The following is a 21,980-nucleotide window of genomic DNA, read 5'->3' on the forward strand; positions in this document are numbered from 1 at the left end:
GGGCGCGGTGTGGTGACTCGACATCAGGGGACGCAACCTCTGCCGGTGGGCACGACGGACGGGTGGGTAGGGGCGGGCGAGGAGCCGGGTGTGGGCGGAGGGGCTGACCTGAGGTCAGACAGCCATCCCGTACACGATGGTGAACAGGGTCCCCAGTGATCCGATGATGAAGACGCCGGTCAGGCCCGCCACGATGAGGCCCTTGCCCTGTTCGGCGCTGAACGTGTCACGCAGGGCCGTTGCGCCGATGCGCTGCTTCGCCGCACCCCAGATCGCGATGCCGAGGCAGAGCAGGATGGCTACCGCCATCACCACCTCGATCATGATGCGCGCCTCGTTGCCCAGGGTCCCGAACGGCCCCCAGTTCGGGGCGATTCCGCCGATGATGGTGGTGATGTCGCCCTTTTCAGCTGCCAGGATCATGTAAGTCACCGCCCCTGTTGGGTAGTTCGCTGCCCGCGCCGTTCGACACGGGTCGGTCTCTATCTTCGCTGATGAAACCGGTATCGCACGACGCCTTCCCGGGTCTCTTTACCCGGATCTCGTACGTTTGACCGGTGAGCCTGCCCTGACCTGCGCATCGGGTCGGGATCCGTGTGCATATGCATGGTTACTCTGTGTATCACGGTGCATGACCGCTAGCAACGACGATGGCCATGGGTTCCGGACGCGGTTGCGGCGTTCGCAGGGTCGGCTGTGTTCGTACGCGCTGTTCGAGAGCCGTGTGCGCGCCGGTGGCTTCCGGCCGATGCGTCATCAGGTGCGCGACGGGGAAGCGCCTTCCGGCCCTGAGCTTCGCAGAACCGTCCGCGCCGGAGCCGTGGCGCGGGGCGGTGTCGTCCAGCGCGGGGGTGGCCGGAAGTCGCACCAGGAGCCGTCGAACGGGAAGGCCCCCGACTCGGCCAGCCGTGCCACCCTCTCGCCCTCGGCGCGGATGCCGGCCGCCTCGCCGGCCGACCAGTACGCCGGGTGCCCGGTCTTCTCGGCGAACGACCGCTCGTCCTTCCATTGCCAGGTGCGGTCCGGTGCCACGGTGACGTCGAGTTCGTGGTCGGCGACGTCGATGTCCTCGCCGTGGTGCACGCGGTGCTCGAGGTTCACGTACCAGCCCCCGAACTTCTGCCTCCGTCCGAAGAACCAGAACACCGCGTGCCCGGCCCCGGCCGGTTGGTGGATGAGGGCGCTGCCCAGGGGCCACCGGTCCGCCTTCACGGGATAGCCCCCGGCAGGACGGTCCTGCGGCGGGATGTCCCTGAGGTGCGCCCCACCGGGCAGTTCCGTACGCCACATGGGGGTGCCCGTCTCCAGCCACACCAGCTGGCCCTCATCCGTGCGTTCGACGAGACGGACGGGGACGGAGGAGCTCAGGTGGCCGCCGATGAAGAGGTTCCAGCGGAGGATCTGCCCGGTCATGAGGCGAGCAGGTCCAGCTCGCCGGCGGTGAGCCGCAGCGTGCCGGCCGCCACGTTCTCGACCAGGTGGTCCGGGTTGCCCGTGCCGGGGATGGCCAGCACGTGCGGTCCCTGGTGCAGCGTCCAGGCCAGGCGCACCTGTGCGGGCGTCGCGCCGTGGTCGCGTGCGACGGTGAGCACCGCTTCGCTCTCGGTCGTGGTCGCGCCCGCCTCGCGCCCGGTACCCGCGATGGCCCAGAACGGCACGAACGCGATGCCCTGCACGCCGCAATGACGCAGGAAAGCGTGGTGCTCGGGCGGCGAGCCGATGCCGTACATGTTCTGTACGCAGACGACGGGGGCGATGGCCCGTGCCTCGGCGAGTTGTTCCGGCGAGGTGTTCGATATGCCAAGGTGGCGGATCAGCCCTGCCTCACGCAGTTCGGCCAGCGCGCCGAAGTGCTCGGCGACGGACGAGGACGTGTGGCTGCGGGCGATGCGCAGGTTCACCACGTCGAGGTGGTCGCGGCCGAGCTGGCGGAGGTTCTCCTCGACCTGCCCGCGCAGCTGGTCCGGGGAGGCCCATGTCCACTCGCCGGAGGGGTCGCGGCCCGGGCCGACCTTGGTGGTGATGACCAGGTCGTCGGCGTACGGGGCGAGCGCGGTGTTGATGAGCTCGTTGGCCGACCGCAGGGGCGAGAAGTAGAAGGCGGCGGTGTCGATGTGGTTCACGCCGAGCTCCACCGCGCGGCGCAGGACGCGTACGGCGCGGGCCCGGTCGCTGGAGTCGCCGCGCGTGAACGCGGTTCCGTTCTGTGGGAGGCGCATGGCTCCGAAGCCGATCCGGTTGACCGTCAGGTCACCGAGCTCCCACGTGCCGGAGGCGGAGGCGGTGATCGTTTCCGTGGATGGGGTCATCATCTGATCCTTCCACCGGAGGCCGGTGCCGTACGGCGGTACGAGGTCGGCGTGCCCGGGGGCGCCGGTGCGGAGGCCGGGCCCGTTACGGACGGAGGGCGTCGCCCGGGGCCGGCCCCGGGGTGGCGTCGGGCTCGGTGAAGTGGTCGAACTCGCCGGCCCGGACGCCCCGGGTGAACGCGTCCCACTTGGTGCGGGTGGTGGTGACAATCGTGCCGGGGTCGCCGGTCTCGCGGAGGTGGACGAGTTCCCCTGCCCCGTACGCGATCTCGATCCAGGGCCCGGGGCCCTCCGCGTCCTCGGGAGCGGCGCGCGTCCAGGTCAGGTCGGCGGGGATGTCAGTCATCGGACCGGGGTTCCTTGACGGTGCGGAGGAGGGCGGCCCACGCGGCCGGCGTGGTGTGGACGATCGCGCCGGTGGGGTCGCTGCTCTCGGTCACGTGGACCGCTCCGTGACGTGCGGCGACGTGGAGGCAGGACTCCCCTTGACCGCAGTACGAGGATCGCTGCCACTGGTACGAGGACACGTCGGGCTCCTTCACAGCTCGCGGGTCAGGCTGACGACGAAGTCCCGGGACTCCGACGGGGTGAGAGCGACTTCCTCCATGCGGTCCAGCAAGATCCGGTACGACTCCAACTCGGCCTCGGTGTCGACGAGTGCGGGACCGTGGGACTGGTCCAGAGAGACGGTGTCGAGCCGAGGTGCGGAGCCCCGCACGTACAGGATCGTCTGCCCCGACCCGGGGAAGGCGCCGATGCGGAACGGGATCACCTGGACCGTGATGTGCTCACGTTCGCTCTGTTCGACCAGGTGGCGGAGCTGAGCCGCCGCGACCAGTCGGCCACCGACGGGCACACGGAGAGCTGCCTCGTGAATGACCGCTCGGAAGGGTGGTGGGGCCGGGCGGTCGAGGACCGCCTGACGCCGGAGCCGGTGGTTGACCCGGTGCTCGATGTCCGCACGGGAGAGCTCGGGAACGACCTGTCGAAAGATTTCACGGGCGTGGTCCGTGGTCTGGAGCAGGCCCGGTAGGTGGGCGGTGTTGGCCGCCCTCAGCGCAGTGGCGTGGTGTTCGAGCTCGGCGATGTCCAGGAGCGGAGGGGGCAGTACGTCCCGGAAGGTTTCCCACCACCCGGGTCTGCGTTCCCCCGCGAGGTCGAGCAGGCCCTTGATGTAGGCACGGTCCGAGCAGTCGTAATTCCGCGCCATGGCCTGGAGGCGCGCGGGACTGACGCCGAAGCGGCTCGCCTCGATGTTGCTGAGCTGGGCTTGGCTGACGCCGATCAGGCGTGCGCTCTCGGTGGCGGAGAGCCCTGCTCGCTCACGCAGGCGCCGGAGCTCGGTACCGAGGCGTCGGCGACGGACGTTCGGAGCCGCTCTGGAAGTCACACGTCAACCCTCCCTGCTGGACACGCCCAGGGCGCTGTCACCCACAAGAGTGCATACATCAAGTGATTGGCGATAGCGCAAATACTTTATGTCGCCAGGCGCTAGCTTGAGACGCAGGCCACCCGCCCGGAAGAACCCCGCTCGACGGAGCGACCTGGTCACTGGGCCACCCATCGCATTGCCCCCAACGTCCCTCCGTGAACGGAGACTCCCATGACCACTGCCACCGTAACGCCGCCCTGGACGTACACCCTGCACCTTCCGCGAGATCCCCGTGCACCGGGTGTGGCCCGCTCGACCCTGCGTGCCGTCCTGCGGGTGCACGGTATGGCGGAGCTCACCGATACCGCCGAGCTGCTGGCCAGCGAGTTGGTCACCAACGCGTACCTGTACTCCGAGGGGGCGTACTCGCTCCGGCTGCGCGGTGCGGGGCGACAGCGCGTCAGGCTCAGCGTCCAGGACACCGATCCGTACATTCCGGCGCCCTTCAGCCGGCGTGCGGAGGCCCCCGACGCGCTGGCCGAGCGCGGGCGCGGTCTCCACCTCGTCACGCTCTGGGCCGAGAGCTGGGGCGCGTACCCGGCGGGCGGCGGGCTGCCGGGGCAGGGCGGGAAGCTGCTGTGGGTCGAATGCGGGGGCAAGGCGGGGAGCGATACGGGGTGAGACGGACCGCGGATCCGCCTCACCCCGCCCTGCTCAGCCGGCGTACCGGGCTTCGAACGTCCGGAACGCCTGCTCCTGGCGCTGTTCCAGGCGGGCCTTCGGGCTCTGTGCCAGCAGCCGCTCACAGCGGGCCGACTGCGGGACGCGGCACTCCTCGACCAGCCGGAAGCCCTTCCGTACCGGGTCGGTACGCCACAGGCTGCGGCCCGGCAGGAAGGCGTACTCCAGGGATGCGCGCGCAAGGTCCTTCAGCTCGGCGTAGCCGAGTCCGTAGGTGCGTGCGGCCCGCTGGTACTCCTGGCTGATGTCGCCGCGCGATACCCCGGGGTCGTCCGTGGAGAGGACGACCGGCACCCCGTACTTCCGGTAGACGGGGAACGGATGCTCCTTGCCCTCCACCTGGAGGATCTGCGCGTTACTGGTGAGCGGCACCTCCACGGCGACCTGGCGGCGGGCCATGTCCCGTGCGAGGCGGCGCCAGTCGTCCTCGTGCACCAGATCGACGCCGTGGCCGATCCGTTCGGCGCGGCCGGTGCGCACGGCGTCGTCGATGTGGAAGGTGAGGTCCTCAGGCTTCACGAGCCCGGGGACGAGCTCACCGGCGTGCAGGGTGATGTGGGCGCGCGGGTAGACGCCGTGCAGGTAGTTCAGCATGCGCATGTGGAGGCGGTAGTCGCGGAGGGAGATCTCGCCGTCCTCGGGCTGGACCAGGTTCACCGCGACGAACCGCTGGTCGCGCTCGGCCAGGCGCAGCCCCAGCGCGATCTGGGTGAACACGCGCTCCGGCGCACTGTTGCGCGACACCTGGGAGATCCAGCGCACCGTGATCCGACAGCCCGGATCCGGGTCGGCGCTCGCACAGCGCGCGGCCGTGCGGAACTCCTGGTCCGCAGCGTCCGCCTCGTTCTTGGAGTCGGTGACCAGCTGGTCCAGCCGGCCTCCGGCGAGCAGCTTGCGGTGCAGGGCGGCGAGGTCCGTGTCCCAGCCGACATCCGCCGCGAGCTTCTTGGCTCCGTCGGATGCGGGGGTGACCATGGTCTCGAGGTACGTCTGGTTCTGGGCTGCCGCAGAGCCGGCCACATCGGCCAGCATCTTTCCCCGGTGAGCGGTCGCGGCACCGAACTTGCCGAAGGTGGCGAAGAAGTGGTCGTGTCCCGACTCGTCCTGCGGGAAGTCCTGCATGGACCAGGCCCGGACGATGGCCTGCCGGAACCCGGCATCGGTGAGGGCGTCGGCCGCCGGACGCCTGCCGGGGCCGCACGGCGGTGCGACGGCGGTCATGGTGGCGTCGATGCACAGACCGTCGTCGGCGGCGAGCTGGACGAGGTACTCGGTCCGTACCGCGCCGGAGAGGTGATTGTGCAGGTCACCTCCCTTGGGCAGGCGCTGGAAGAAGCGGTCGGCCGCCGCGGTCCCGTTCGGCTGGGAGTCCAGCCAGGCGGAGGTCCGGGCCTCGGCGGCGGTCAAGGGCCGGGGCGGTACGGATGCGGCGGTGGCCGCCCTGGCGGGCGGTCCGGCGGGCAGCGAGGACACGAGAGCCGCTGCGGCAAGGCCGGCGGTCAGCAGCAACCGGCGGCCGTGCGATGAGTTGCGGTGTACGGAGATCACCCCTCGCATGATCACGAAGAGTGCGGTCCGCCACCCCGAACCGCGTACGCAGCCCTCCGTAAACCATCCGTCCGGGGGACCCCGGCGGAGTCCTGCGGGGGAAGCCGGTCCAGGCCGTCGACACCGGCTGCGTGTCGGACGGGCGGGTCGCGCGTGCCGCCTCGGTGTGGTTTCCCTCGGCGTGGAACCGGTGTCGCGTCGCGCGATCGGGTGAACGTGTTGGCCCGGGGCGCCTTGCCGCAGCGGGGGCGTGGCACCTCACCGCCTGCGTGCCCGGCGTGTCGGGTACGCCGGATTTGGCACAGTGCCGCTCCGTGGTCGAGAACGGGGTGAGCGGTGTGGCCGTGGTGCAGAGACTGAGCGATCTGGCGGGTCCGGCGGGCGGTGGTGGAGCCGGCCGGGCGGAGCTGAAGCACAGCGACGGACCGTGGTTGCGGGCCGCCCGGGGTGCGGAGGCACTGTGCGCGCACCTGGGGCCGGTGCCGTCGGAGCTGGCCGCCGCCCACGAGGGGCTGGTGGCGGGTGCCGGCGCCCTTTCCGCCCTGGCGGAGCTGGGTGCCGTACGGACGTCCTGGGAACGGCGGATCGCGGCGGCGCGGGGCGAATGCGCAGGTCTCGGCGGCGCACTGCGGGCCGTCGCGCGGGCCCAGGGAGAGACGAACGAGACCGTGCGTGCGTCATTCGCGCCCGTGGCGGACAAGGCCGGGGCCCGATGAAGTCGTCGGGCCTGACCTGGGCGGTGTTACGGGACCTGAAGTGCGGCGAGCTGGAGGGCGCCGCCGACGGATGGGGCGAGGCCAGTAACCGGGCGGACGCGGCGCGGGACCGGATCGAACAGCAACTGCTCAACGGGTTGCGCGACACACAGCAAGGGGACGCTGCCACGGCGGCCGTGGCGCGGCTGCGGCAACTGAGCCGGAACCTCCAGTACGTGTACACGGAATGCGGGCTGCTCCGTACGACGCTGAACAGCCTGGCCCACGAGCTGAAGGCGCAGCAGCGGGTGCTGGCCGACGCGCTGGACGATGCGGTGACGCTGAAGTTCACCGTGCGGGCGGATGGCGCGGTGACGTATCCGGCGGCGGGCGACGGCCTCATCGACGGCCGCCCGCTCCCAGGCGGTACGGCGTCGTCGGGCGGCCTGCCGGGTCTGCAGGCGCCCTCGGGTCTGGTCGCGCCGAACCCCGACGCGGCCCGGGCGCAGGACATCGCGGACCGTGTCGCGGGGGCGGTACGGGCAGCGGCCGAGATCGACTGGCGGTACGCGGGGATCCTGCGGCGTCTGAAGGCCGAGGAGGGACTGAAGGTCCCGGACTTGACGTTGAAGGACGCGGCGGGGGATGCGGCAGTGGTCCGGGACGCGGCGAGGGCGTACCTCAGAAACGCGATCCCGCACGACGCGAGCCCCGCGGAGCGGCACGCGTGGTGGGCGGGCCTGACGCAGGAGCAGCGCGAGGAGTACCTGGCGGTCTACCCGGACCGGATCGGCAACCTGGACGGGATTCCGGCGGTGGTCCGGGATGCTGCCAACCGGGACAACCTGCAGCTGCTGATCGGGAAGCTGGAGGGGCGGGACGACGAGCGGTCGGTGACGCAGTTGGCGGGGCTGCGGGAGATCGACCGGCAGTTGGGGGCGGCCTTGAGGCCTGGAGACCCACCGATGTTTCTCCTTGGTGTCGGTGATGAGGGTAATGGTCGGGCAATTGTCTCGTACGGCAATCCTGATACGGCAAAGAATGTGTCTGCTTACGTGCCTGGGTTGAATACGTCGCTCGACGAAGATTTTGCAAAAAATGACCTCAAACGTGCGCATGACACTGCAATTGCTACCCGTGATATCGACTCTTCGAGTGCGACGATCGCCTGGCTTGGATATGACGCGCCTCAGATGCCGGATGGGATGGAGACTCTCGCAATTATGAGTAGTGAGAGGGCGGAGGGAGGAGGTCGATCCTTCAGTGGGTTCATGGGCGGCCTAGTGGCCTCCAATGAGAATGATGATCCGCACATGGTTGCCATTGGGCACTCCTATGGTTCGCGGACCGTGGGTGCTGCAACGCAACAAGGCGATGGCCTTCCGGGCGTTGACGACATCATTCTTGTCGGCAGTCCTGGGGTAGGCGTGGACCGTGCAGAGGACCTGGGGGTAGCCAGAGGGCATGTGTTTGTGGGCGCAGCGGAAAATGATGTGGTCACCAAGGTCCCGTCTAGGCAACAGGTCGCTCTTGGGGCCGCGGCAGGCCCATTTGCCTACGTGGTGGGAGACATTGTTGACCAGGGTGATGATGACCTCTGGTTCGGTAAGGATCCAGCAAGTGAGGCCTTTGGTGCTACGCGCTTCAAGTCCGATGAGGGGCCACATTTAGTCAGCCCCCGAGGCGTTTCGATCGATGCTCACTCTCAGTACTTCGATCGAGGCGACGTGGATCCCATGTCAGCGGACAACATTGCGCTCATTGCGGCGGGTAAATCACACAAAATCAAGGTGGAGGAACCGCGTTGAGGTATCGCTTGTTGACTTCGGTGCTGACCTTGACCTTGGGGATTGCAGTTGTTGGAGGCTGCGACAAAGGGCAGGTTGATGGTGTGAACATGCAAACGGCTGCCGAGCAGGCGGACGGAATGCTCGACGCGGTACTGAAAGAAGTCAAACCTGCAGTTTCGTGGACTCATGGCCCAACCACCGCAGGGAGTTGCGAGGTATCTCGGAGAAGAACGATCATGACTGTCATTTCCGAGAGTCGCAGGGGGAGCTTTCTTGGGGTTGTCGATCGGTACTGGCGCAGCAGTGGGTACCGGATCACCGCCATGAACAACGACGCGGACTTCCCGGCTCTGTACGCGAAGACCGAGGAGGGGTACATGGCGAGTCTGCGATTTGGCGGCGATGGGCAGGCGTTCTTCCGTATCGACAGCCCCTGCGTCGAGGAGTCGGAAGTGGCCGAGTCCACCACCAAACCCACCGCCCCCACCTACGAGGGCATGGAGCACATCCCCCGCCCGAACATCCGTTCCCCCTTCTGGTCGGCCGGCGCCCCCTGACCCCCCGTAACCGCCCCTGACGCCCCCTCATGCTCCCTTCCACCCGTACACACCAGCGAATCGCGACGTGAACCCCGCCCGAATGGGGGATGGTTGGGGGGTGCGGAAATACTGGTTGTTCGTCGGTGGTGGGATCGGGCTGGGCCTGTGCTTCATCGCTCTGCTCGTTGTGGGTACGTACTCCGCCGCCGCCGGGATCTCCGGGGCGGGCGGGGCGGTAGGGCTGGCCAAGGGGGCCGTGCCCGCGCGGTACAAGCCGCTCGTGGAGAAGTGGGGCAACCTCTGCCCGGCCATCAACCCCGCTCTGCTGGCTGCGCAGTTGTACCAGGAGAGCGGCTGGAACCCCCGCGCCCAGAGCCATGCCGCCGCGCAGGGGATCGCGCAGTTCATCCCCGGGACCTGGGCCTCGCACGGCATCGACGGGGACAACGACGGTGACCGGGACGTGTGGGATCCGGCCGACGCGATTCCGTCCGCCGCCTCGTACGACTGTGAGCTCGCCGGTTACGTCAAGAAGGTTCCGGGCGATCCGACCGACAACATGCTCGCGGCGTACAACGCCGGTGCCTACCGGGTGATCAAGTCGGGTGGCGTGCCCGCGATCAGCGAGACGCAGAACTATGTCAAGATCATCCGGTCCCTGGAGAAGAGCTTCGCCAAGCCGATCGGCCGGGTCGAGCCGTCACGGCAGGCGGCCGGGGCGATCTACTTCGCGCAGGAGAGGCTCGGTACGCCCTACCTCTGGGGTGGAAACGGAACGGCGGCGCAGGGTGGGCGGTTCGACTGCTCCGGGCTGACCCAGGCCGCGTACCGGACGGTCGACATCGAGCTGCCCCGGGTGGCCAACGACCAGTACAACGCCGGGCCGCACCCTTCGCGGGACGAGTTGCTCCCCGGGGACCTGGTGTTCTTTTCGGACGACCTGAACAACTCGCGGGCCATCCGGCACGTGGGGCTCTACGTCGGAGGCGGGTACATGATCAACGCGCCGTTCACCGGGGCCGTGATCCGGTTCGACAAGATTGATACACCCGACTACTTCGGTGCGACGAGAGTCACGGCGGATGGTGCCGCGGCGCTTCCGACCGCGCTTCCCGGGAGCTGACGGGTGAGCCGGAAAGTATGCTCGTCGGAGCTGACGGGGAGTCGGCCCTGGCTGGAACTCTCCGTGAAGCCTGGGCCCTGAGCTGCGACGATGAGTCACTCTTCGATAACGTCATGGTGATCATTCGGTGGAGGGTGGAACGTACGCAGCCCATAGGCCGTTCCCTGGACTGGGACAGCACGCGCACTGACCATGCGGCACTGGCCAGGGCAGTCACCGCGTCACGGCAGCACGGCGTCACGCAGTACTGAATCCGCACCGACCACGGGGGTCCGACCAAGGCGGCGTACATCGTTGTGCGCCGCAGCAGCAGACAAGGCAAGGGGCCGCAGCAGATGGCTGGACTCGCACTCGATGGGTCGAACCCCGACGTCAGCCTGCTCTACGACATCAATGGGCTGGCGAAGGCCGCTCCTCCCTGGTTCGACCAGGTCATGGGGTTCGTCGGTGAATTCGGGATCATGCTCGCCATGGTCCTGTTGGGCCTGTGGTGCTGGTGGAGCGTGCGCAGACGCGGGACGACCGAGGATTCGGTGACGGGAGTCGCCGGGCTCGTGTGGGCACCCCTCGCGGCCGGGATCGCGGTGATCATCAACATCCCGATCCGGGGATTCGTGGAGCGGCCGCGTCCGTTCAATGACCACGAGGGCCTCGAAGTCCTCGTGGAGGGCAAGACCGACTTCTCGTTCGTCAGCGACCACGCGACGCTGGCGATGGCGATCGCCGTGGGAATCTTCGTGGCCAACCGGAAGTTCGGCCTGTTCGCGATCGCGCTGGCGATCCTGGAGGGCTTCTGCCGCGTCTACATGGGCGTGCATTACCCGACCGACGTCATCGGCGGATTCGCCCTGGGTACGGCTGTGGCTCTGCTGCTCGCCCCGCTCGCGATGATGATGCTGACTCCCCTGGTGGGGGCCGTTGCCCGTGCAGGAGCGGTCGGCGGGCTCGTGCGCTCGCGCCGGCCGGTCGCCGGCGCGGCCGACGGTACGGGCGAGTCGCACGGGATTCCCGAGCCGCGCCCGGGTTCGGGTCGCGGCGCCTCGCCGGACGAGAAGGACCTCGCCGCGTAGGGACGCCACGGGACGTGCTCGTGCCCGACCGCCCGCGGGGCAGTCGCAGGGGCGTCCGCAGGAACGTCCGCGAGGGCGTGCGCAGCGTGAGGTCGACGTGACGTCGATAGGGAGGGGGCAGCCCACGGGCTGCCCCCTCCAGCCACGTACCGGCCCGCCTCCCGGCCCGCCGTCCGGCATGCAGCCCTACGCACCTCCTGGCCCGCCTTCTGCTCCGCTCCCCCACGCACCTCCCGGCCCGTGGCCGACTTCGGCATTCCGGCTACATGCCGCCGGCGGCGAGGCATCATGGCCTCGATCCGGGGGTGGTGGGTATGGCTGGGCGGCGACCGTCACGGCAGGAAGTCAATCGGCGGCGCGGGCGCGCGGGGTTCGTCGGGCGTCATGCAGAGCTGGCGGCCTTCCGGGAGACCTTCGCCCGTGATCCGGAGGAGGTCGATTTCCCGTTTCTGTTCCATGTGCGCGGCAACGGCGGCGTGGGCAAGTCGACCCTCGTACGGCAGTGGGAGTCCACCGCCCGTGAGCAGGCCACCGTCGTCACCGCGTTCGTGGACGACGACGTGCACGACGCGATCGAGGCGATGGAGGCGGTCAGTGCCCGGCTGGGCCGGCAGGGCCACCCGCTGAAGAGGTTCGACAAGCAGTTGGCCACCTACCGCCAGCGCCGCCACCAGGCCGAGAGCGCGGTCCCCGCGCCCCAGCCGGATCCACTCGGTGCCCAGACCGCCGTGCCGGCACCGGTTGCCTCGCCGTCGAGCACCGTGGCGGCGCAGGTGGGGCTGGTCGGGCTGGGCATGGTGCCCGGGGTCGGGGCCTTCGTCGGTGCGGTCGATCCGCAGCAGGTCGCGCTCGGCGCCGACCGGGTGCGGGCGGCACTCAACACGCGGCTGCGCAGCCATGACGATGTGCAGCTGGTGATGAATCCGGTGGCGGTCCTCGCTCCGGTCTTCCTCGAGGACCTGGCCGACGTCGCGGAGCGGTGCGAGCGGGTGGTGCTGTTCTTCGACGTGTACGAGCGCACCGGGCCGGTGCTCGACACGTGGCTGCACGACATCGTTTTCGGTGAGGAGCACGGGGGCCTCCCCGTGAACGTGCAGGTCGTGCTCTCCGGTCAGCTGCGCCTGGACACCCGGGTCTGGGGTGACCGGCTCGGCCAGGTCACCGAGGTGTGCCTGGAGGTGTTCACCGAGGAGGAGGCCCGCACCCTGCTCGCCACCCACGGCGTCACGGACGAGCGGAGCATCGAGCTGGTGCTGCGCCTGTCGGGTCGGCTACCGCTGCTGGTCGACATGCTGGCCCGCAGCGACGCGAGCAGCGGCGGGAGCTTCGAGGACCCTTCGGAGACGGCGGTCGAGCGATTTCTGAAGTGGGAGCCGGACGCCGGTCGGCGGGAGGCGGCGCTGGCCTGTGCGCTGCCGTTGCAGCTGAACGAGGACGTCTACCGGGCCGCCGTGCCGGAGGCCGCGGCCGACGGATATCCCTGGCTGCGCGGGCTGGCATTCGTCTCCACACAGGCGGGGCGGTGCCGGTACCACGACGTGGTCCGGGTGGCGATGCTGCGCCTGCAGCGGACCCGGTCGCCGGCCCGTTGGCAGCAGTCGCACAGCGTCCTCGCCGATGTCTTCGCGCGGTGGCGGCAGGCTGTGGAGGCCGGACTCGGCCCGGCCGTGGACAGCCACTGGGAGGACGCCGTCTGGCGCGAGCACCGGCTCAACGAGACGTACCACCGGTTGTGCGCCGGCCCCCGGACCGCGCTGCCCGATGCCCTTCACCAGGCAGTCCACGCCATCGACCACGACGTCGCCACCCTGCGGCGCTGGGCCCAGATCGTCGGTCGTGCCGGATTCGACACCGGGACGGCGGAACTCACCTCCTGGGGGCACCGCCTGGAGACCGCGGGAGAGCGGGACGCGGCTGGTGCCGAAGTGCTGACGCTGCTGCTGACCGCGCCGGAGCTCTGCGCTTCCGGTCGGGCGCTGGCCCACACCGTGCGGGCCCGGGAGTACCGGATCGCGGGTGACTACGACAGTGCGCTGGCGGACTACGCGGTCGCCATCGGTATCGATCCGGACGTCGCGCGCCCCCACGGAGGCCGTGGCGAGACGTACCGGGTGATGGGGCGTCATGAGGACGCGGTCGCCGCCTGCACCCGCGCCGTGGAGCTCGACCCCCTGGATGAATGGGCCATCGGCAGTCGCGGGGACGCCTACCGCGGCCTGGGCCGTTACGACGAGGCCCTGGCCGACTTCGCCCGCGCCATCGAGCTCGACCCGCAGTACGCGTGGGCGTTCGGCAGCCGCGCCCAGGTCTTCGAGGCGTTGGGCCGCCCCGAGGACGCGGTGGCCGGCTACACCCGGGCCATCGGGCTCGATCCGCAGTACGCGTGGGCCTTCGGCAGTCGTGCGTATGTCCACCAGAACGCGGACCGCCACGACGAGGCCCTCGCCGACTACACCCGGGCCCTGGAGATCAATCCGCAGTACGCGTGGGCCCTGGCCAGTCGCGCGCAGGTCCACCACCTCACGGGCCGCTACGAGGACGCGCTGGCCGACTTCGCCCGGGCCCTCGAGATCGATCCGGACTATGCGTGGGCCCTCGCCAGCCGGGCGGGCACGTACGAGGAGATGGGCCGGTACGAAGACGCGCTGGCCGACTACGCCCGGGCCGTCGACGCCGACCCCCGGTACGCATGGGCGCTCACCAGCCGTGGAGGGCTGTACGAGCGGCTGGGCCGGTACGAGGACGCGCTGGCCGACTACGCCCGGGCCGTGGAGGCCGACCCCCGCTACGAGTGGGCTTTCATGAGCCGCGGGCTGCTCCTCCGCCGGCTGGGCCGGTACGAGGACGCGGCTGCCGACTACTCCCTGGCGATGGAGATCGACCCCCGGGCCGGGGGCCACGTCGCTCACCGCGCGGAGTCGTACCGGCGGGCGGGCCGGTACGAGGACGCGCAGGCCGACTACCGCGTGGTCATGGAGGCCGAGGCGCCGTCGGCGTGGTCGTACGCCGGCCGTGCACAGCTGCATCTGCGCCTGGGCCGCTTCGAGGACGCAGTGGCCGACTGCGCGCGGGCCGTGGAGGACGATCCCGACGACGGGTGGTACGCGGGTTTGCACGCCCTCTCCACGCTCCTGACGGGCGACGAGCGGGAGGCCGGGGCGCGCTTCCGGCACGCGATCCGCCTGCTCCTCGAGGCCGAGACCGGGGGCCGGACCGGGGAGGCGCTGGTCCTGGGCTGCCTCCTGTTCGTGCACTGCGCGCTCCGGGAGCGGGAGGAGGCCGCCGCGCGGTGTGACGCCCTGCTCGGCCGGGTTCCGGACGGGCATGTGATCCGGGAGGTGCTGGAGGACCTCACGCTCCTCCGGGACGTCCTGCCGTCCGTGGCAGCCGTCACCGACCCCTTCGTGCAGCGGCTGCGCGAGGAGCAGGAGCGCCGGGCCCGGTAGCGCCGGCGGCGGGCCTCAGCGGTCCGCGGCGGCGGCGTGTTCCGCCGCGTCCGTGCGGGCCCGGTCGCGGGAGCGGCGGGCGGGGCCCGACCAGCCGCAGGTGCAGCGGGCCAGGCAGAACGAACCTCGTTCGACCGTGCTGATGCTGTGTGGCGGGGCAAGGGTGACGGGGAGTGTGGAGGCCGGAGCGAGCACCGGGGCCGGGGCGTGGGCTGGGGGGTCCTCATGCACGGATCCACGGTACTGCGGGCGGCCCCGTGCCGTGTCCGAGTGGGCCGATCGGCTTCCCCCGGGGTGTGTGCCGCGTGACGACGCGTCCCGGCGGTCGTTAGGCGGGGCAGGCGGGAGCTCGGTCAGGGGTACGTCGTTCACGGTGGGCAGGCGATGGCGGTGCGGCAGCGCAGGTGCGGAGGCGGGGCACTGGCTGTGTGCGCCCTGGCCGTGGCGGGTGTGATGGCGGTGGGCACCGGGTGCGCCGGTGCGGGCCCCGGTGCGGATGGTGGCGGCGGTGGCGGGACCGGTCGTCGGGCCGGGGCCGGGCCGGGCGGCACCGACGACCCGGCGGCCGTGGTCCGGCGGGCCGCGGACGTGCTGGCGGGTGCGGGCTGCGCCGAGACGCGTACGTCGATGGAGACCGCGGCCGGCGGTACCCGGGTGACCATCCGGGGCGAGGGGGCGTACGACTTCCGCCGGCAGCTGGGCCGGATCAAGGTCGTGCTGCCGAAGGACGCCGCGGGGGCGGGCGGACACCGGCCGATCACCGAGCTGCTGGCACCCGGGGCGCTGTACATGAAGAACCGTGGTGCCGGGGTGCCCGACGACAAGTGGGTGAGGATCGACACGACGGGCCTGGAGGACGGCAACCTCGTCACCGGCGGCGTGACGGACCCGATGGCGGCCGCCGAGCTGCTGCGCGGGGCGGACGGGGTGACCTACCGGGGGCGGACGGAGCTGGCCGGGGTGGCGGTCCGTCACTACCGGGGAGTCGCGGACATCGGGAGGGCCGCGCGGGCGGCCTCGCCGTCCGCACGCGGTGCGCTGGCGGCCGCGGCGAAGGGGTTCAGCGTGGACGCGGTGCCCTTCGACGTCTATCTGGACGACGAGGGACTGGTGCGCAAGGTCCGTCACCGCTTCAGCTTCGCGACCGAGGGACCGGCGGTGACGGTGGTGTCGACGATGCTGCTGTACGGGTTCGGGATTCCGGTCTCCGTGCGGCTGCCGGCCGACGCGGACATCTACACGGGACGGATCCAGCAGGGGAGGAGTGGCCCGGAAACGCCGTAGGGAGGGGGCCGAAATGGTCCGTCCGTGCCATGCGCGGCGCGTGGTGCGCTCCCTACGCTAGGGAGACGGTGCGCCAGGAGTCGGCGATGGCAGAGAGAGGTGACGCAGGTGGTGACGCTCAGCGCTCCGAACGGTCAGGACCGTGTGGCCCTCGCCGAGATCGAGCTGTGCGGCGAGCTGATGATCGCGGCGTCGGCCGCGAGGGAGGACCGCCTCAGTCCGGACCGCATCGACGAGGTGCTCGACGTGAGGGCGGACCGCGACCTCCGCCACGAACCCGGTACCGGGGCGGCCCGCGGCACGCATGACGGGCCGGGCGCCGGAGCGGCCCGGGGTGTCCCCGAGGAGTCCGGAACCCGTGCGGCCGGCCGTGCCGACGGGTCCGGCGCCGTGACGGCCCGCGGTACCCATGACAGGCCCGGAAACAGGGCGGGCCGTGACATCGGCGACATGCCGGGCGCCGGGCCGGACCGTGACGTTGCCGACATCGGGGTGGACCGTACGGGGCGGGTGCCCGGGGCGGACGACCGCGGCGTGCGGGGCGCCGGCGCGGACCGTGCGGGGCGGGGCGCCGATGCGGGACGGGCTTCGCGTGACGCCGGATCGGGCGGTGGTGCGATGTCCGGTCCCGGGTCCGGCCGTCAGGCATCCGCCCGGGGACCGGAGGGGCCGGACCATGACGAGCGGGCGGCCAGGGTCCCCCGGCAGTACCACCACCGGGGCTGATCCGCCCTCTGCCGCCCCGCCCGGGCCGGCGCCCTCATGTGCGCAGCAGGCGGGCGATCGCCTTGGTGGCCTCCTCGACCTTCGCGTCGACCTCCGCGCCGCCCTTGACCGCCGCATCGGCGACGCAGTGGCGCAGATGCTCCTCCAGCAGTTGCAGCGCGAAGGACTGCAGGGCCTTGGTGGAGGCCGAGACCTGGGTGAGTATGTCGATGCAGTAGACGTCCTCGTCCACCATGCGCTGGAGCCCGCGGATCTGCCCCTCGATGCGGCGCAGGCGCTTGAGGTGCTCGTCCTTCTGGTGGTGGTAGCCGTGGATACCGCGGTCGTGGTCGGTGACGACCGCGTCCGTACCGGCCGCCCCGCCTGCCTCGGTGGTGGTCATGGGGTCCTCCCGTAGTCCTCGTTGCCCTGCGCCCTGTATACCGGTCTGGGCCGTCTGCATACCCCTGCCGGGTATATGGTAACGAATCCAGCCGAAACGTGACCGGGGGTCCGTGCTGATCACTGTGCCCGATGCGCGACACTGAATAACGCCGGTTAGCCGTGGCCGGATGATGCGCCTAGCATCAGCCTGACCGAATCCAAAGCATCCCGAGGACCCCACGTGCGCTTTCGTCTGACCCCCAGGGAGACGAGCTTCTACGACATGTTTTCCGCATCCGCGGACAACATCGTCACGGGCTCGAAACTCCTGATGGAACTGCTCGGGGCGGACTCTGCCTCCCGAGTCGAGATCGCGGAGCGTATGCGGGCAGCGGAGCACGCGGGGGACGATGCCACCCACGCGATCTTCCACCAGCTGAACTCCTCCTTCATCACGCCGTTCGACCGCGAGGACATCTACAACCTCGCGTCGTCGCTCGACGACATCATGGACTTCATGGAGGAGGCCGTCGACCTGGTCGTGCTGTACCAGATCGACGAGCTCCCGAAGGGTGTCGAGCAGCAGATCGAGGTGCTGGCCCGGGCGGCGGAACTGACCGCCGAGGCCATGCCGGGTCTGCGGACCATGGACAACCTCACCGAGTACTGGATCGAGGTCAACCGCCTGGAGAACCAGGCCGACCAGATCCACCGCAAGCTGCTGGCCCAGTTGTTCAACGGCAAGTACGAGGCCATGGACGTGCTGAAGCTCAAGCAGATCGTGGATGTGCTGGAAGAGGCGGCTGACGCGTTCGAGCACGTCGCGAACACCGTGGAGACCATCGCGGTCAAGGAGTCCTGAACCACGTGGACACCTTTGCGCTGATCGTGACCATCGGTGTCGCGCTCGGCTTCACATACACGAACGGCTTCCACGACTCGGCGAACGCCATCGCCACCTCGGTCTCCACCCGGGCGCTGACCCCGCGTGCGGCCCTGGCGATGGCCGCCGTGATGAACCTCGCAGGCGCCTTCCTGGGCCAGGGGGTCGCCAAGACCGTCAGCGAAGGCCTGATCGCCACTCCCGAGGGCCAGAAGGGGATGGGCATCCTCTTCGCGGCGCTGGTCGGCGCGATCATCTGGAACCTCGTCACCTGGTACTACGGTCTGCCGTCGTCGTCCTCGCACGCCCTGTTCGGGGGAATGGTCGGCGCAGCGCTGGCCGGCGGGACGATGGTGCACTGGGACGGGGTGCTCACGAAGATCGTCATCCCGATGTTCCTCTCCCCGGTCATCGGCCTGGTCGCCGGCTATCTGGTGATGGTCGGGATCATGTGGATATTCAGGAAGGCCAACCCCCACAAGGCCAAGCGCGGATTCCGCATCGCGCAGACGGTCTCGGCGGCGGGCATGGCACTGGGACACGGTCTGCAGGACGCCCAGAAGACGATGGGCATCGTCGTGATGGCGCTGGTCATCGCCGATGTCGAGGGCCCGAACGACGAGATCCCCGTCTGGGTGAAGATCGCCTGTGCGGCGATGCTGTCCCTCGGTACGTACGCCGGTGGCTGGCGCATCATGCGCACGCTCGGCCGCAAGATCATCGAGCTCGACCCGCCGCAGGGCTTCGCGGCCGAGACGACCGGTGCGTCGATCATGTTCGGCTCGGCGTTCCTGTTCCACGCTCCGATCTCCACGACTCATGTGATCACCTCCGCGATCATGGGTGTGGGCGCGACGAAGCGGGTGAACGCGGTGCGCTGGGGCGTGGCCAAGAACATCATCCTGGGGTGGTTCATCACGATGCCGGCCGCGGCGCTGGTCGCCGCGCTGAGCTACGGCCTCGTGGTGCTGCTCTTCGGCTGAGGCGGCCGGCCCCTGCCGGGCCCGGTGACGCCGTACGTAAATGGGTCCGCCCCCGCTCTCTGCCGAGAGCGGGGGCGGACCCTTTTGCCTTGTGGGTGGCACCGCCATGCAGCACCCCAAGGCCGTCTGTGGTTATCCGAAGCGGCCCGAGATGTAGTCCTCGGTCGCCTGCACCGACGGGTTGGAGAAGATCCGCTCCGTCTCGTCGATCTCGATCAGCCGGCCGGGCTTGCCCACCGCGGAGAGGTTGAAGAACGCCGTGCGGTCCGAGACGCGCGCCGCCTGCTGCATGTTGTGCGTCACGATGACGATCGTGAAGCGCTCCTTCAGCTCGCCGATCAGGTCCTCGATCGCGAGGGTCGAGATCGGGTCGAGTGCCGAGCACGGCTCGTCCATCAGCAGCACCTGCGGCTCGACCGCGATCGCGCGGGCGATGCACAGACGCTGCTGCTGGCCACCGGAGAGGCCGGATCCGGGCTTGTTCAGGCGGTCCTTGACCTCGTTCCAGAGGTTGGCGCCCCTGAGGGACTTCTCGACGATCTCGGCCAGCTGGTTCTTGCGGTACGAGCCGTTCAGCCGCAGGCCCGCCGCGACGTTGTCGAAGATCGACATGGTCGGGAACGGGTTGGGCCGCTGGAAGACCATGCCGACCGTGCGGCGCACGGTGACGGGGTCGACACCCGGTCCGTACAGGTTCTCGTCGTCCAGCAGCACCTTGCCCTCGACCCGGCCGCCGGGGGTGACCTCGTGCATGCGGTTCAGGGTGCGCAGGAACGTGGACTTGCCGCAGCCGGAGGGGCCGATGAAAGCGGTCACGGAGCGGGGTTCCACGGTCATCGAGATGTCCTCGATGGCCTTGTGGGAGCCGTAGTAGGCGGTGAGGCCGCCGATGTCGATGCGCTTGGCCATGTGAATCACTGCTTTCTGCGTGGCCTCAGCGGCCGGTCTTCGGGGCCTTCCAGCGGGCGATACCGCGGGCCACCAGATTGAGGATCATGACGAAGGCGATCAGGACCAGGGCAGCACCCCAGGCGCGGTCGTACGACGCCTCGCTGCCGATCTTGTACTGCTCCCAGATGTAGAAGGGGAGCGACGACTGGGCGCCTTCGAAGGGGTTGGTGTTGATCAGCTGGCTGCCGAAGACCAGCAGCATGATCGGCGCGGTCTCGCCGGCGATGCGGGCGATGGCGAGCATGACGCCCGTCGTGATGCCGCCGATCGCGGTCGGGAGGACCACCTTCAGGATGGTGCGCCACTTCGGGATGCCGAGGGCGAGGGAGGCCTCGCGGAGCTCGTTCGGTACGAGCTTGAGCATCTCCTCGGTGGAGCGGACCACGACCGGGATCATCAGGATCGTCAGGGCCAGCGAGCCCATCAGGCCGGACGGCTTCAGCTCGGCCATCAGCATGATCGACAGGATGAAGAGACCGGCCACGATCGACGGGATGCCCGTCATCACGTCGACGAAGAAGGTGACGGCCCTGGCGAGCGCGCCCCTGCCGTACTCCACCAGGTAGACGGCCGTCAGCAGGCCGATCGGGGCGGAGATCGCCGTGGCGATGCCGACCTGCTCCAGGGTGCCGACCAGCGCGTGGTAGACACCGCCGCCCGGCTCCGTGCCCAGCACGCCGGCCATGGAGTGCGTCAGGAAGTAGCCGTCGACGACCTTCGCGCCGCGGCTCAGCGTCGTCCAGGTCAGCGAGGCGAGCGGCACGACGGCGAGGACGAAGCACACCCAGACGACGCTGGTGGCGAGCCGGTCCTTGGCCTGGCGCTTGTTCTCGACGGCCGTGGTGACGGTGTACGAGATGGCCACGAAGAACAGGGCCGAGAGCAGACCCCACTGGATGCGGCTGTGCCAGCCGGCGACCAGGCCCAGGCCCACGCCGAGCACGATCGCCACGGCGGCGAAGCCGAGCGGGGCCCAGCGCGGCAGCGTCCGGCTGCTGAGGCTGGTGGTGGCGACGGCCGGAGCGGGCGTCGGCCGTTCCTGCAGGGTGGTGGGTGCGTGGCTCATGCGTTGGCCCCCGAGTACTCCTTGCGGCGGGCGATGATGAGCCGGGCCGCGCCGTTGACCAGCAGGGTGAGCACGAAGAGGACGAGGCCGGACGCGATCAGGGCGTCACGCCCGAACTGGTCGGCCTCGTCGAACTTCGCGGCGATGTTCTGGGCGAAGGTGCCGCCGCCCGGGTTGAGCACGTGGAACGAGATGAGGAAGCTCGGCGACAGGACCGTGGCGACGGCCATCGTCTCGCCGAGTGCGCGGCCCAGGCCCAGCATCGACGCGGAGATCACGCCGGAGCGGCCGAACGGCAGGACCGAGAGGCGGATGACCTCCCACCGGGTGGCACCCAGGGCCAGTGCGGCTTCCTCGTTCATCTTCGGGACCTGGAGGAAGACCTCGCGGCTCACGCTCGTCACGATCGGCAGGATCATGATCGCGAGCAGGATGCCGACGGTGAAGAGCGAGCGGGCGACGCCGACCTCGGTCTTCTCGAAGAGGTACGTCCAGCCGAAGAACTGGTCGAGCCAGAGGTTCAGGCCCTCCAGGTACGGCACGAGGACGAGCGCGCCCCAGATGCCGTAGATGATGCTCGGTACCGCGGCCAGCAGGTCGACGACGTACGCGAGGGGCGAGGCGAGCCGGCGCGGCGCGTAGTGGGAGATGAAGAGGGCGATGCCGACAGCGATCGGAACCGCGATGGCCATCGCGATGATCGAGCTGATGACGGTGCCGAAGAGCAGGACCGCGATGCCGAAGACCGGCGGGTCGCCCGCCGGGTTCCAGTCGAACGTGGTGAAGAAGTTGCCCTCGTTGTCCGCGAGGGCGAGCGCGGCGCGGTAGCTGAGGAACACGGCGATCGACGCCATGATCACGAGCAGCAGGATGCCCGAGCCGCGGGAGAGGCCGAGGAAGACCTTGTCACCTGCGCGCCCGGCCGACTTGGGACGCTGTCGTGGGGCCGGCGGTGCCGGTGGGATGTCTACGGGTGTGGTGGAAGCCATGATCTTTCCGGTCTGTGTGGGGAAGCGCTGGGCTCCCCTGGCGGCGGTGCACCGGATGGGGACGGTGGCGGGGCCGGTCCGGCGGTGTGCGCCGGACCGGCC

General features: G+C 69.8%; 23 protein-coding genes. 11 read left to right on the forward strand and 12 right to left on the reverse strand.

Annotated elements, in window-relative coordinates:
• Nucleotides 1–114: 114 nt before the first annotated feature.
• The 6 genes from OG927_RS17555 to OG927_RS17580 form a co-directional block, all read right to left on the reverse strand.
• Complete coding sequence (locus tag OG927_RS17555; RefSeq protein ID WP_014047394.1) at nt 115–423, reverse strand: hypothetical protein; 309 nt, start codon at nt 421–423, stop codon at nt 115–117.
• A 333-nt stretch (nt 424–756) separates the two neighbouring features.
• Nucleotides 757–1,413, reverse strand: coding sequence for a DUF402 domain-containing protein (locus OG927_RS17560; protein ID WP_056797656.1), 657 nt, complete (start codon nt 1,411–1,413; stop codon nt 757–759).
• Nucleotides 1,410–2,312, reverse strand: coding sequence for an aldo/keto reductase (locus tag OG927_RS17565; RefSeq protein ID WP_330320425.1), 903 nt, complete (start codon nt 2,310–2,312; stop codon nt 1,410–1,412). The genes OG927_RS17560 and OG927_RS17565 overlap by 4 nt, the downstream gene beginning before the upstream one ends.
• An 82-nt stretch (nt 2,313–2,394) precedes the next feature.
• Nucleotides 2,395–2,655, reverse strand: a complete 261-nt coding sequence (locus OG927_RS17570) for a DUF397 domain-containing protein (RefSeq protein ID WP_209470051.1) — start codon at nt 2,653–2,655, stop codon at nt 2,395–2,397.
• Nucleotides 2,648–2,836: a DUF397 domain-containing protein gene (locus OG927_RS17575; RefSeq protein ID WP_209470050.1), complete on the reverse strand. Its 189-nt coding sequence runs from the start codon at nt 2,834–2,836 to the stop codon at nt 2,648–2,650. The genes OG927_RS17570 and OG927_RS17575 overlap by 8 nt, the downstream gene beginning before the upstream one ends.
• An 11-nt stretch (nt 2,837–2,847) precedes the next feature.
• On the reverse strand, nt 2,848–3,699 hold the full coding sequence (locus OG927_RS17580; RefSeq protein ID WP_330320426.1) for a helix-turn-helix domain-containing protein: 852 nt from the start codon (nt 3,697–3,699) through the stop codon (nt 2,848–2,850).
• A 213-nt stretch (nt 3,700–3,912) separates the two neighbouring features.
• Between OG927_RS17580 and OG927_RS17585 the strand changes: the two genes are divergently transcribed.
• Complete coding sequence (locus OG927_RS17585) at nt 3,913–4,362, forward strand: ATP-binding protein (protein WP_124281539.1); 450 nt, start codon at nt 3,913–3,915, stop codon at nt 4,360–4,362.
• Nucleotides 4,363–4,395: 33 nt separating this feature from the next.
• Here the strand turns inward: OG927_RS17585 and OG927_RS17590 are convergent, their stop codons facing one another.
• Nucleotides 4,396–5,979 (reverse strand): adenosine deaminase family protein, encoded by a 1,584-nt coding sequence (locus tag OG927_RS17590; RefSeq protein ID WP_330320427.1) that lies wholly within the window; start codon nt 5,977–5,979, stop codon nt 4,396–4,398.
• Nucleotides 5,980–6,284: 305 nt separating this feature from the next.
• On the opposite strand from OG927_RS17590, the gene OG927_RS17595 reads away from it, so the two are divergent.
• The 6 genes from OG927_RS17595 (at nt 6,285) to OG927_RS17620 (ending at nt 14,633) form a co-directional block, all read left to right on the forward strand.
• Nucleotides 6,285–6,686: a hypothetical protein gene (locus tag OG927_RS17595; RefSeq protein ID WP_319107522.1), complete on the forward strand. Its 402-nt coding sequence runs from the start codon at nt 6,285–6,287 to the stop codon at nt 6,684–6,686.
• Nucleotides 6,683–8,473 (forward strand): alpha/beta hydrolase, encoded by a 1,791-nt coding sequence (locus tag OG927_RS17600; RefSeq protein ID WP_330320428.1) that lies wholly within the window; start codon nt 6,683–6,685, stop codon nt 8,471–8,473. Before OG927_RS17595 ends, OG927_RS17600 begins: the two co-directional genes overlap by 4 nt.
• Before the next feature lie 305 nt (nt 8,474–8,778).
• A complete protein-coding gene (locus tag OG927_RS17605) occupies nt 8,779–9,012 on the forward strand; it encodes a hypothetical protein (protein WP_330320429.1) in 234 nt (77 codons plus the stop codon).
• A 115-nt stretch (nt 9,013–9,127) separates the two neighbouring features.
• On the forward strand, nt 9,128–10,117 hold the full coding sequence (locus tag OG927_RS17610) for a bifunctional lytic transglycosylase/C40 family peptidase (protein WP_056797632.1): 990 nt from the start codon (nt 9,128–9,130) through the stop codon (nt 10,115–10,117).
• 335 nt (nt 10,118–10,452) lie between these two features.
• Nucleotides 10,453–11,187 carry a phosphatase PAP2 family protein gene (locus OG927_RS17615; RefSeq protein WP_056797623.1) on the forward strand — a complete coding sequence of 245 codons (735 nt, stop codon included), beginning with the start codon at nt 10,453–10,455 and terminating at the stop codon, nt 11,185–11,187.
• A gap of 314 nt (nt 11,188–11,501) precedes the next feature.
• A complete protein-coding gene (locus tag OG927_RS17620; RefSeq protein ID WP_330320430.1) occupies nt 11,502–14,633 on the forward strand; it encodes a tetratricopeptide repeat protein in 3,132 nt (1,043 codons plus the stop codon).
• A 15-nt stretch (nt 14,634–14,648) separates the two neighbouring features.
• Here the strand turns inward: OG927_RS17620 and OG927_RS17625 are convergent, their stop codons facing one another.
• Nucleotides 14,649–14,828 carry a hypothetical protein gene (locus tag OG927_RS17625; RefSeq protein ID WP_056797614.1) on the reverse strand — a complete coding sequence of 60 codons (180 nt, stop codon included), beginning with the start codon at nt 14,826–14,828 and terminating at the stop codon, nt 14,649–14,651.
• A 189-nt stretch (nt 14,829–15,017) separates the two neighbouring features.
• On the opposite strand from OG927_RS17625, the gene OG927_RS17630 reads away from it, so the two are divergent.
• Together OG927_RS17630 and OG927_RS17635 are read left to right on the forward strand one after the other, a co-directional pair.
• Nucleotides 15,018–15,917 carry a hypothetical protein gene (locus OG927_RS17630; RefSeq protein WP_206431763.1) on the forward strand — a complete coding sequence of 300 codons (900 nt, stop codon included), beginning with the start codon at nt 15,018–15,020 and terminating at the stop codon, nt 15,915–15,917.
• A gap of 108 nt (nt 15,918–16,025) precedes the next feature.
• The gene (locus OG927_RS17635) at nt 16,026–16,643 is read left to right on the forward strand and encodes a hypothetical protein (RefSeq protein WP_164494067.1); all 618 of its coding nucleotides are present in this window, start codon (nt 16,026–16,028) and stop codon (nt 16,641–16,643) included.
• 34 nt (nt 16,644–16,677) lie between these two features.
• Here OG927_RS17635 and OG927_RS17640 read toward each other — a convergent pair whose 3' ends face one another.
• A complete protein-coding gene (locus tag OG927_RS17640; protein ID WP_056797603.1) occupies nt 16,678–17,025 on the reverse strand; it encodes a metal-sensitive transcriptional regulator in 348 nt (115 codons plus the stop codon).
• A 222-nt stretch (nt 17,026–17,247) separates the two neighbouring features.
• On the opposite strand from OG927_RS17640, the gene OG927_RS17645 reads away from it, so the two are divergent.
• Nucleotides 17,248–17,868 carry a DUF47 domain-containing protein gene (locus tag OG927_RS17645; protein ID WP_056797600.1) on the forward strand — a complete coding sequence of 207 codons (621 nt, stop codon included), beginning with the start codon at nt 17,248–17,250 and terminating at the stop codon, nt 17,866–17,868.
• Between the two features lie 5 nt (nt 17,869–17,873).
• The gene (locus OG927_RS17650; RefSeq protein WP_056797596.1) at nt 17,874–18,872 is read left to right on the forward strand and encodes an inorganic phosphate transporter; all 999 of its coding nucleotides are present in this window, start codon (nt 17,874–17,876) and stop codon (nt 18,870–18,872) included.
• 132 nt (nt 18,873–19,004) lie between these two features.
• Here OG927_RS17650 and pstB read toward each other — a convergent pair whose 3' ends face one another.
• Genes pstB through pstC form a run of 3 tightly spaced genes read right to left on the reverse strand, consistent with a single transcriptional unit; the run spans nt 19,005 to nt 21,878 of the window.
• The gene (pstB, locus tag OG927_RS17655; RefSeq protein WP_056797593.1) at nt 19,005–19,781 is read right to left on the reverse strand and encodes a phosphate ABC transporter ATP-binding protein PstB; all 777 of its coding nucleotides are present in this window, start codon (nt 19,779–19,781) and stop codon (nt 19,005–19,007) included.
• A gap of 25 nt (nt 19,782–19,806) precedes the next feature.
• The gene (gene pstA, locus OG927_RS17660; RefSeq protein WP_056797590.1) at nt 19,807–20,889 is read right to left on the reverse strand and encodes a phosphate ABC transporter permease PstA; all 1,083 of its coding nucleotides are present in this window, start codon (nt 20,887–20,889) and stop codon (nt 19,807–19,809) included.
• Complete coding sequence (pstC, locus tag OG927_RS17665; RefSeq protein WP_056797587.1) at nt 20,886–21,878, reverse strand: phosphate ABC transporter permease subunit PstC; 993 nt, start codon at nt 21,876–21,878, stop codon at nt 20,886–20,888. The genes pstA and pstC overlap by 4 nt, the downstream gene beginning before the upstream one ends.
• Nucleotides 21,879–21,980 lie beyond the last annotated feature (102 nt).

It is taken from the genome of Streptomyces clavifer, assembly GCF_036345975.1.
In the GTDB taxonomy this organism is placed as follows: Bacteria; Actinomycetota; Actinomycetes; order Streptomycetales; family Streptomycetaceae; genus Streptomyces; species Streptomyces clavifer.